At 56.7% G+C, this 10,402-nt stretch carries 7 protein-coding genes; 1 reads left to right on the top strand and 6 read right to left on the bottom strand.

Translation table 11 applies throughout. The features are described from left to right. Positions 1–72 precede the first annotated feature (72 nt). Together BQ17_RS20620 and BQ17_RS09510 are read right to left on the bottom strand one after the other, a co-directional pair. On the bottom strand, positions 73–315 hold the full coding sequence (locus tag BQ17_RS20620; protein WP_141699206.1) for a hypothetical protein: 243 nt from the start codon (positions 313–315) through the stop codon (positions 73–75). 107 nt (positions 316–422) lie between these two features. Next, positions 423–1,388 (bottom strand): RluA family pseudouridine synthase, encoded by a 966-nt coding sequence (locus tag BQ17_RS09510; RefSeq protein ID WP_089726494.1) that lies wholly within the window; start codon positions 1,386–1,388, stop codon positions 423–425. Between the two features lie 642 nt (positions 1,389–2,030). On the opposite strand from BQ17_RS09510, the gene rne reads away from it, so the two are divergent. Then, positions 2,031–4,868 carry a ribonuclease E gene (gene rne, locus BQ17_RS09500; RefSeq protein ID WP_089726490.1) on the top strand — a complete coding sequence of 946 codons (2,838 nt, stop codon included), beginning with the start codon at positions 2,031–2,033 and terminating at the stop codon, positions 4,866–4,868. A gap of 204 nt (positions 4,869–5,072) precedes the next feature. Here rne and BQ17_RS20615 read toward each other — a convergent pair whose 3' ends face one another. From BQ17_RS20615 to BQ17_RS09485, 4 genes are all read right to left on the bottom strand, one after another. Continuing rightward, complete coding sequence (locus BQ17_RS20615) at positions 5,073–5,612, bottom strand: hypothetical protein (protein WP_141699205.1); 540 nt, start codon at positions 5,610–5,612, stop codon at positions 5,073–5,075. A gap of 511 nt (positions 5,613–6,123) precedes the next feature. Continuing rightward, the gene (locus tag BQ17_RS09495; protein ID WP_089726487.1) at positions 6,124–7,578 is read right to left on the bottom strand and encodes a hypothetical protein; all 1,455 of its coding nucleotides are present in this window, start codon (positions 7,576–7,578) and stop codon (positions 6,124–6,126) included. Continuing rightward, positions 7,575–9,182 carry a VPA1262 family N-terminal domain-containing protein gene (locus tag BQ17_RS09490; RefSeq protein WP_089726485.1) on the bottom strand — a complete coding sequence of 536 codons (1,608 nt, stop codon included), beginning with the start codon at positions 9,180–9,182 and terminating at the stop codon, positions 7,575–7,577. Before BQ17_RS09490 ends, BQ17_RS09495 begins: the two co-directional genes overlap by 4 nt. 515 nt (positions 9,183–9,697) lie before the next feature. Next, the gene (locus BQ17_RS09485; protein ID WP_089726483.1) at positions 9,698–10,225 is read right to left on the bottom strand and encodes a peptidoglycan recognition protein family protein; all 528 of its coding nucleotides are present in this window, start codon (positions 10,223–10,225) and stop codon (positions 9,698–9,700) included. Between the last annotated feature and the right edge of the window lie 177 nt (positions 10,226–10,402).

Here is a 10,402-nt window from a genome sequence, read left to right as displayed (position 1 = left end):
AAGATAATCCATCTGGAAGATGGAGGTTTGTACCTCGATCCGCCTACGGCGGACTGAAGTTTTTGGAGACAATCAACGAGCATGAAGACCTACCCCGTGGTATCCCCCAGCGATTACAGTTTCGCCTGAACGCTTGTCGCAATGTTCTAATAGGACAGGATTAACAGGATGTTCAAGATTAACAGGATTTTTTTCTGTTGCTCTGAAGGTTCGCCGTCCGGTTACACGCTTGCTGAAGTTGATCAGCGGTCCGATTCTTCTTTTCCCGGCCAGCATATTTACCAACAACAAAGAAATCTTGTTAATCTTGAGCATCCTGTTAATCCTGTACCATTGGAGGAAAGCATGAACCACCGGGAATTACTCATATGCTGACTTCTTCTTGGATTTTATCTCACGGATTCAGGTTTCAATATACACCTTCATTTTCTTTTCCTTTCTAAATTCCCTTCCCTTATTGATCCTATCAGGGTCTCCAGTTCCTGTGGTAGAGGCGCCTCGATGTGGAGTGGCCGATCCCGATAACTCGGCTGAAAAGTTAGGGCGGAGGCGTGCAAGAACAAGCGGCTGAGACCCATGCCCCGCAGGCGGCGGTTCACCTCGGCGCTGCCATATTTCTCGTCGCCGGCCACCGGCACCTCCAGCTGGGCGGCGTGTACGCGAATCTGGTGAGTACGCCCGGTAAGGGGCTCCACCTCGACCAGGGTAAAACCTCCGAGTCGGCACAGGGGCCGAAAAAGCGTGCGCGCCGGCTTGCCGGCTTGCGGGTCGATGCGGACTACCCGCTCACCGCTGCGCAGAAGGTTTTTACGCAAAGGGGCATCGACCTTCTGTCGGCGCTTCAAGTGTCCGGCGAGCAGCGTCAAGTAACGCTTGGTCACGGCTTGATTACGGATCAGGCGATGCAGCTCACGCAGGGTGCCGCGGCGCTTACTGAGCAAGAGACAGCCTGAGGTCTCGCGGTCGAGACGGTGCACGAGTTCAAGCTCAGGGAGTTCGGGACGCAGGACCCGCATTGCCTCGATCAGGCCCCAGCTGAGACCGCTTCCCCCATGCACCGCCATCCCTGACGGCTTGTTCAACGCTATGAGATGCTCGTCCTCATAGAGCACCGCCGCCAGAAGATACCTCAGTCGATCCTGTGCCGGGTATGCAGGGGTGGTCGGCAGTGCGCAACGCAGCGGGGGAATCCGCACCAGATCACCGCGCTGCAGGCGGTAGCTCGGTTTTACCCGACCTTTGTTGACCCGCACCTCACCGCGCCGCAGAACCCGGTACCAGTGGCTGCGCGGCACACCTTTGATGCGGGTCACGAGGAAGTTGTCAATGCGCTGCCCGGCCTGGGCCTTGTCGATTCGCACCAGCCTCACGCCACTGTTTATGGACATCGATGATATATGAGTATCTACACCTTTGCGCCTTTGCGGTTCAAACGATTCCGCTACGGCCGGAAGCTGGTGACTGGTAGCTGAAGGCAAAGCTATACATGCCCACCCTGCGCGCGCTGAACTTAAATTGAAGCAATCGTTGCCCACTGATAACATTGAAAGCTTATGTTGTTTACAGCGGCAACGGCTGCCAACAGCCAGACATCCACCAAGATCGTTCCCGCCGCATTTCCGCGTTCAGGCACAATCTCGGAAGTCCTGCTACTTTACCTCCTCATCAGCGGCAAAGCGTCCGCGCGTTTCAGGGCTTGTCTGGCTTACGCGTTTACCGGACAGGTTCTCGGGTCTTTCGCGAACAGTCGCGGATTGTACATCGAGATGACTCGAGGGCACGGCATCGCCTGCTGTAAATCCCAGGTTTAGAGGGTACCCCGAAGTTGCGGGGACCGACTCATGACTCATGCGGTCGCACAACTGCGGTGGCCGTGACGGAACACAAGGTATGTGTCCCCGCACGATCCGGGGCCGGCGCGGACCTTTCAGATCCGCGTAGTCCGAAATAGCGGACGACGAGGCACAGCACCATCGGCATCGCGGTGGTCTAGCGCCCGGACACATGCCGTAGCGCGGGATTTTAGAATAATGAAGAGAATGCTGATCAATGCAACTCAGCCGGAGGAGTTGCGGGTAGCGATTGTCGACGGCCAAAAGCTTTTCAATCTCGATATCGAGGCACCGGGGCGAGAACAAAAAAAGGCCAATATCTACAAAGCGACCATCGTCCGCATCGAGCCCAGCCTGGAGGCCGCCTTCGTTGATTACGGCAGCGAGCGCCACGGCTTTCTGCCGCTGAAAGAGGTCGCCCGCAGCTACTTTGCCCCGGACGCCATCACTCCCGGCAACCGTATCAGCATCAAGGATGCGTTGCGCACCGGCCAGGAAGTCATCGTCCAGGTAGACAAGGAAGAACGCGGAAACAAGGGTGCGGCGCTGACCACTTTCATCTCCCTCGCCGGTCGCTACCTGGTATTGATGCCGAACAACCCGCGCGCCGGCGGCGTATCCCGCCGCATCGAGGGGCAAGCGCGCGCGGAGCTGCGCGATGCCATGAGCCGACTCGAGATCCCGCAAGACATGGGGCTGATCGTACGCACCGCCGGTGTGGGCAAGCACGCCGAAGACCTGCAGTGGGACCTGGATTACCTCACCCAGCTCTGGAACGCCGTCAAGCAATCGGCAGCGGGGCGCGGAGCACCCTTCCTGATTTACCAGGAAAGCGATGTCATCATTCGCTCTATCCGCGACCATCTGCGCACCGACATCGGCGAGATCGTGGTCGATGACCGCCGGATGTACGAGAAGGCAGATCAGTTCATGCGCCAGGTGATGCCCCACAACCTCAAGAAGCTGCGTCTCTACGACGATGAGGTACCCCTGTTCACCCGCTACCAGATCGAGAGCCAGATCGAATCCGCATTCCAGCGCGAAGTCCGGCTCCCTGCCGGCGGCTCCATCGTCATCGACCACTCCGAGGCCCTGACCTCCATCGACATTAACTCCGCGCGAGCGACCAAAGGTGCGGACATCGAGGAGACGGCCCTGAACACCAATCTGGAGGCGGCGGACGAGATCGCCCGCCAGCTGCGGCTGCGCGATCTCGGTGGCCTGTTTGTCATCGACTTCATCGACATGACCCCCGCGCGCAACCAACGGGAGGTGGAAAACCGGCTGCGGGAGGCCCTCAAGCAGGACCGCGCCAGAGTCCAGCTCGGCCACATCTCCCGCTTCGGCCTGTTGGAGATGTCACGTCAGCGTCTGCGCCCGTCTCTCGGCGAATCGAGCCAACTCGTATGCCCGCGCTGCCGCGGCCAGGGCACCATTCGCGGCGTGGAGTCACTGGCACTGTCTATTCTGCGCATCGTCGAAGAAGAGACCATGAAGGAAAACACGGGGCGTATCCTGGTCCGAATACCGGTCGATGTGGCCACCTTTCTGCTCAATGAGAAGCGCCGCACTATCCTCGAAATCGAGCAACGGCAGGACGTTGAGATCATCCTGCTGCCCAGCCAACTCATGGACACCCCCGATTATCGGATCGAGCGTATCCGTACCCAGGACATGGGAGGAACTGCGCAGGGGCAGGCGAGCTACGAGATGACAACCACCGCGGAGGCCGAACCACCCGGCCCCCCACGACGGGCCGAGGCCGGTCGACCGGAAGAGCCCGCAGTCAAGCAGCTCACTCCCGCTACGCCCGTCCCGACCCAAAACCGGGAGGAGACACCCCAGAACACAAAACCGGCCAATGGCCTCTTGAAGCGAATCTGGACGAACCTAGTCGCCCCCGAGCGTACTATCGAAGCGGCCCCTGCTCAGGAATCGGAGCCCAAGGTACCGCGACAACAGTCCCAGCGGACATCCCGGCGCCGCGGCGGGCAGTCGCGACAGCGCGGGGAATCCGCGGTCAAACCCGACCGGCCCGACGCCCGGTCCGAACCAAACCCAGGCCAAGCGGGCCAAGCGTCGACAGCGACCACCACCCAAGCTTCAAAAGACAAAAACGAGTGCGGATCGACCGCCAATGGTGCGGTGGACACATCCACATCGGACCGGCCCAAGAGTGGAGAGCGCGGCTCGCGTCGCCGCAGTCGCGGACGCGGTCGCAGCCGCAGAAGCAGCGAGGAACGCCAGGGCGACGGCCGCCATCAGGGAGATCAACGCAGCCAAACCCAGGCAACCGGTGAGAAGCCACGCAAGCCGGCGAACGATAACGGGCCCACAGCAACCGACGAAGACGGGCAACGGACCTCCAGGCAACAACCGTCGGCAACGGAAAAACCCGAGCCGACATCCGCCCCATCCGTCACCGACGCCAGGCCTGAAGGCGAGCAGTCGCCGGAGCCCCGAGCGTCCGCGGTCCGGGTCACGGACACCGATACCCGATCGACACCAGCCAAGCCCAGGCCGAGAAGGCAGGCCTCGCCGGTTCGACCCGAGTCGACACCCGCCGCGGCCGTAGCACCAGGGCCGAGCGCAAGGACGGACCCGGCTTCCGCGACCGGAGCCCAGCGGCGCCTTCTCCAAGCCGAAAACTCCTCCTGGCCCCCCCCGGACAAAGCAAGGGCCGAACCGGCGCGACCCACGGGAGAGCCATCCAGCATCCCGCTGGAATCAGTCAAGGACCAGTCCGCCCAGGGAGAACAGGACCCTGGTGGCCCCAGGCACCGTCGGCATAGGGGTAGGCACGATAAGGAAAAGGGAGCGGCCCGCAATGGCGATAACGAGGAGACGCCATCCCATCTCCCCGCCGATTCCGATGCCAACAGCAAACAGTCAGATACCGTGACACCACAAGCGGTGGCAGAGCCAAGATCGGCGTCCGATTCGGCGACGGAGGATACAACCCACCCTGGTGCCGGGCCCGGATCACGACCGACTCCGGCTACCAATACCGTACAAGGGTATCGGACAGACGCCTAGCCCGCTATCTCACCGGCCTGCATATTTGCTGGAGATTGCCGTTCTGCATGTTTTCCGCGCCGGTGGGGTGAACCGGTTTTTCCTATAGGAAAAATCCGCTCACACATGGTTCCCTGCGGGCGCGGGGCGGGTAATCCGACAAAGAATCTTTTTAATCCGCAGATTACACAGATTTTCGCAGATTATTTCATCTTTAGTCCGGCGTTATTTGGTGCTGCCTAAAAAGGCGTCTAGGGTGCGGCCGTCAGGGACGAAAGCACCGTCGCCACGGCGCAGGTGGTGCCCCTGTACCGATTGGCTCCCGACGACTGCCGAGGGTAACGCATGCCGCTCAGGTCCAATCAGGCCACACCGCTTAAGCCGGCGCACTCCAGATTTGGAGTGCGGCGGCAGCTTTTTATCCCGGTACTTACCGAAACCCATGGCGCTTGGTGTGACCGGAGTGTTGGCCGAATGGCACAGACCCGCCGCCGCTTTGGATTCAGGCGACGTGATGGCCTCCAAACTTATTCCGAGCTGCGTGGTTTTTCGATGCGGTTTGCCTTGATGCGGTTCGTGCCTGCCCCTTGTCTGCGTGCCTGGCCCCTGCCTGTCCTGTCCCTGGGACGGCAGACAGGCATCCCTGAAGTTGGTGGGTAGGCCGGCATAAGCAGACGTTCTTGAGGCGGCGGGCAGGCGCTCACCACATCCTACGACCCGCGGGTAGGGGAAAGCGCCGTCGCCGCGGTGCGGAGGAAACCCCATACCGGCCCGGTCCCCGGCAACTGCCAAGGATAACCCACGCCACTCGGGTTCGATCAGGCCACACCGCTCTGCCGGCGCACTCCAGATTTGGAGTGCGGCGGCAGCCTTTTATCCCGGTACTTACCGAAACCCATGGCGCTTGGTGTGACCGAGGCATTGGCCGAACGGCACCTACCCGCCGCCGCTTTGGATTCGGGCGGCTCGATGGCCTCCGAATTTATCCCGAGCTGCGTGGTTTTTCGATGCGGTTTGCTTTGATGCGGTTCGCTGCCTGCCCCGTATCTGCCGTGCCTAGCCCCATCCCTGAGGTAGTGGTAGACCGGCACAAGCAGACGTTCCTGGGGCAACGGGCAGGCGTTCACCGCACCTACGGCGCTTGCTTTGCTCGACCTTGGCGATGGGCACGCTTCGCTTTGTGCATCCTACCAAGCAGCCGCGGTTCGGGACCTCAGCGGAATGACCGAACCCTTGAGGACCCTTGATGGGCGCTTGCTTTGCCCATCCTACGGGCCTACCTGAGCGTTGTGCCAAGTGACATTGCCGCAAAGCGATCCAGATTAGGATCAAAGGGTAAAAACCGACGTATTGGTAGCTCCCATTGCAAGCGGCCTACGCGAACCTGCGCAGCGTATGCGAATATCTGCCAGACGGAAAGAACGCGATACCGAGCGGAATCGAATGCGGTTTGATCGACATACCACTGGTCTTGCACGTCCCACATTTCCCTTGTGAGTCGCTTTAAGCCGTCCTCCAAGTCACCTTCGGAAAGAACTTCAAGGGCATAGCCCACAAGCCCATAATCCAGGTCGCTGACGGCAACTGTCATCAGCGGAACTGTCCGGCCAGCCCGGTCGAAATCCCAGTCCTTCCATCGCTGGTGCGTTAGCTCCCAAAACTCTCGGCGTTCTACTATCGGAGCCTTCGAACGAAAGGCCGACATGCAGGTTGCAACGGCATCTCGACATCCCCCATAAGATGTGCTCAGATCTATCGCCTGTAGATAAGCTACTTTGGTGTTTCGATTTGTCCCTACCAGACTTTCACCAAGTGCCTGCTGTATACACTTGGCCCGTACCGGGTAACGGTTGAGCGCACGCATCCATTGGCTCCATTCCTGTTCATCGTTTTGCACCGAGGTAAAAATACTACGCACATTCTCTAATGTTCCGCTATCTAACGACGCGGTCTTTGGTTGCTCAAAGATCAGAGATTGCACTAGTACAAAACGCGTCCGGTTCTCGACTGAAAGTGCCCCAATCTCACTGAGTATGGCGGCGTCCAAGCATTTGCCAATGGCTATAGCAGGTAAGATTGTGGAAGACTGATCCAGTATTTCTGCGAGAAGCTTCTTCCCTTTTTCACTTACGCAAAGACATGCCGCGGCCTCTTCGAAATCGCTATCCGGCATTATCACAGGAGCGATTGTTTGCCAGTGTTGGGCGATGAGAGGCCAATCCCCGACGGCATCGGCTTGGGTAAACGCATCAAGAGTTTCATGCTCCCAAATCGGCCCGTAGTTTCCGCGTATGCCGAGTGAGAATTGCGTTGCGCCAATCAACGCTGCCATGTGAGTGATCAGGTTGTCGCCGATGTATCTTGGTGGAAGCCTATTCCACACGTCTCGAAACACAGCTGCAATGCGCAAAAGTGCAACAAGCGTGTCAGCTTTTAGACACGTCTTGTCGATCCCTTCCAGCGTCTGCAGGAACCACCCCAGGGTGTCGAGCCATGCGGCCTTGTCCGCGTCGTTAAAACTAAGTTCACCCCGATTGGACCGGAGGATTGGCGCAAGGTCGGCTCGAAAAGCGTCTCGTACCCGCCTAGCTTCTTCCCCACCTTCGCTTTGTGTGAGTGTGAGTGGATCTTCACACTCGGACAGGGCGCACAGGAAGCGCCTTGGACCTATGACGGGTTCGAGGTTGGCCGCCTCTTCGAGCCATTCGCTCCAAACGGTTTCTGAGCTCATTCGGGGAATTTCCAGATTAGGTTTGCCGGACCATCTACAGCACTCCAGAGCCTTTGAAAGGCATGAGCTATAAACTGCGCATTATCGACCTGTTGCAGGATATGATGGCTGTTACCCACGCCATTGACGGAGGTTCCAAGGGACCAGGCCTTTGCGGCTTTATCACCGGACTTCGGGAAAATCAAAAACCGGTCGTGAAACTGCCAGCCTTGTGGTCCGTGACCGGAACGGAATTCGATATTGATGCCAAGATAATTCGATTGAAGGCTCGATAGCTTGTGGCGGTATGAGGCCGCGAGGTCGGCATTGGCCTTTTTTTCAACATCGGAACGCACCTTGAGGAACGTCAAGGCCCGCATTGGCGCGTTTGACGTGGGATTACAAAAAAGCGTATCAAGGATGTCTTGCGGACCAAGGAAGGGGTCCCATAGCCATACGCCCTGAGCTCCGTGAGAGCAAATCAACTCACGCAAATCGTCAAGCGCGCGCTGTCGATCTACTCCCCTTGATTTCGGCTCAGCGGCATATTGAACGAACTCGTGTTGGCGCGCGAGGTTGTCTTGCTCTTCTTCGAATATTCGTGCTCCGATAGGTTCGGCGATGGACTTCGTGGGGTCACTTCCGATCAGATTAAGTTCCGGGAAACTCGAAAGCCAAACACGTTCCTGACGTGCGTCCGGGTCCAATGTGGCAGGAAAAACCCGTGGCTCAGGACCTGTCACCGCCGAGTTGAGCGACATGGTCCGAAGGAAAGCTATTTCACCGGTGGCGGCCAAAAGCAAGTCATTCCCGGCATCCCAAAGAAATCCTTGCAAAGTACCATAACCGACATTGGGACAAAGAGTTGTCTGCCCGGACAGAATTTTTCTTTGCCCAAAAGTGATAATTGACTTATCGTGCTCGGAGGTCGCCGTGGCGATGAGTTCTCGTTCTTCCACTTGCGGATGCCAAGCCACCTCGACCTGATAGTTCCCGCCACCGATTCCAAATTGGGCGCGAACTGCATCGATGGGAAATTGAATGATGATATTGCCCAAACGGTCCGACAAACTGGCAAATTCGAGGGGAATAATCTCCGAGACCTTTCGGGAAAGCTCCTGAAGCGCAGGCGGATTATCGGTGAGCCATCGAACCGATGGCTTATTGAGATCGAATAGTTCCAGAAGATAACAGCCGTTGAAAAAATTGTTCTTTGTTACCCTGTTGAGTCCAATCTGATCGATCGAATCCGCGGGCACAAACCTTTTCTCGACAGCTACCAGATTACCAACTGAAACTGACTCTGCGGCGGGTTTCCAAACACCGTTGTCAAAAAAATGCTCAAGCGCTGCTCTGAGGTCGTCAACCCTTAAGAGTGAGCGGTAAATACCGAAAAATCGGTCTTTGAGCCCGGCAATGCGAATGCGCTTATCATTGAGGAATTCTGCTGTGCAGGGATTTCCATTTTCCAGCCCGACCGCAATTGTGAAAATGTTGGTTGGATCAGGGCATCCGGCTCGGAAAGCAAGGACCTCGACCAGCTCAAAATGATCAAAAAGACCAACGACTCCCGGTGAAGAAAGCAGATCGAACTGTGACAGAAATTCAGCGTCTTGGTCCGCCATTCTAATCAACCACCTCAATTTGGCATGAACCAACTTTCGGATACTCTAGTACAGCTGCTCTCGACTGCCGATAACATTGAACGAGCAAGCTTCTTACGGAAAAGTTAGCCGCAAATGAACGCAAATAAACGCAAATCAAATCATGCATTTTCGCTCATTTGCGGCAAAAATAATTTCCATCGGTCCGTACCGCATCACAGATGTTATCGGTATTTCGGTGCCACTGTACTAGTTGCCGAAAGTATATGCCATTCGTTGCCAATATCTTCAATTGGTAGTGGTGACGAACCACCCAGCAACCTGCTAATCACTCAGATCCCGACTGCGTTTGCCATCCCTGGCGCCTGGATTCCGGCATTCCCTGCCGGAATGACGGTGAGGTTTGAACGATTAGGCGATCACTCCGCCACGACCAAATTTACCACTATCCTTCAATTGACCGCATCGACCCTCTACCGATATGGTAGCCTGCCTCTGCTTCGGAAAGACTGTGTCCCGGATCTGACACTTAACCACTACCCAAGTCTAATATCTTGTTTGAACTTGTCCATAGGAAAATACTTTCCCGGACATTTCGTCGATTGGCCTTTGAGGTATCCGTGACCAGTAACATGGTTCGGTGTGATCTTGTAGGTTTTCATCAGTTTTTTGGTAAGTGTGACCAATGAGTCATATTGTCGAGTTGGTACTTTATGTTTTTCGAAATTTCCGATTAGACAAATTCCGATTCCTCTGAAATTATGGTCGCTATTAGCACTTGAAACATGTGATCCCCAAAGATCATATTGTTTTCTCCAGTCACTGTCTATTTGGCCGAGTCCAAGTCCCTTACCATTACCAATTATGTAATGGTAGGGAATGGCATCGATTGGATCACTGGGTTGCCGTTGTCTATGAACCTGTTGCAGAAATTCGATATTCCCATATGAACCGGCGCTGTGATGGACTACGATATATTTCCATCTCTGTCGCCAATAGACTCCGCCCAGTCCCATTGAGCCAGCTATAATAGTCGAACCGACCAAGAAACTACGACGATTCATTCGGGATTCCACCCTTCGTTGGGCAATTTAGATGGGTCGATGGGCACGCTTCGCTGTGTGAATCCTAACGGGCTGGGTTACGGCGTGTTTGACCTTGCTGTTGGCTCGTTCCCACGCTCCAGCGTGGGAATGCCGTTGTGGCCGCTCCAGCGGCCAAGGTTTCATGACGCTGGAGCG

The sequence above is a fragment of the Candidatus Thiosymbion oneisti genome (assembly GCF_900092655.1).
GTDB lineage: Bacteria > Pseudomonadota > Gammaproteobacteria > Chromatiales > Chromatiaceae > Thiosymbion > Thiosymbion oneisti.
The sequence above is the reverse complement of the archived record's forward strand: the minus strand, read 5'-3'. Positions and strand labels throughout refer to the sequence as shown.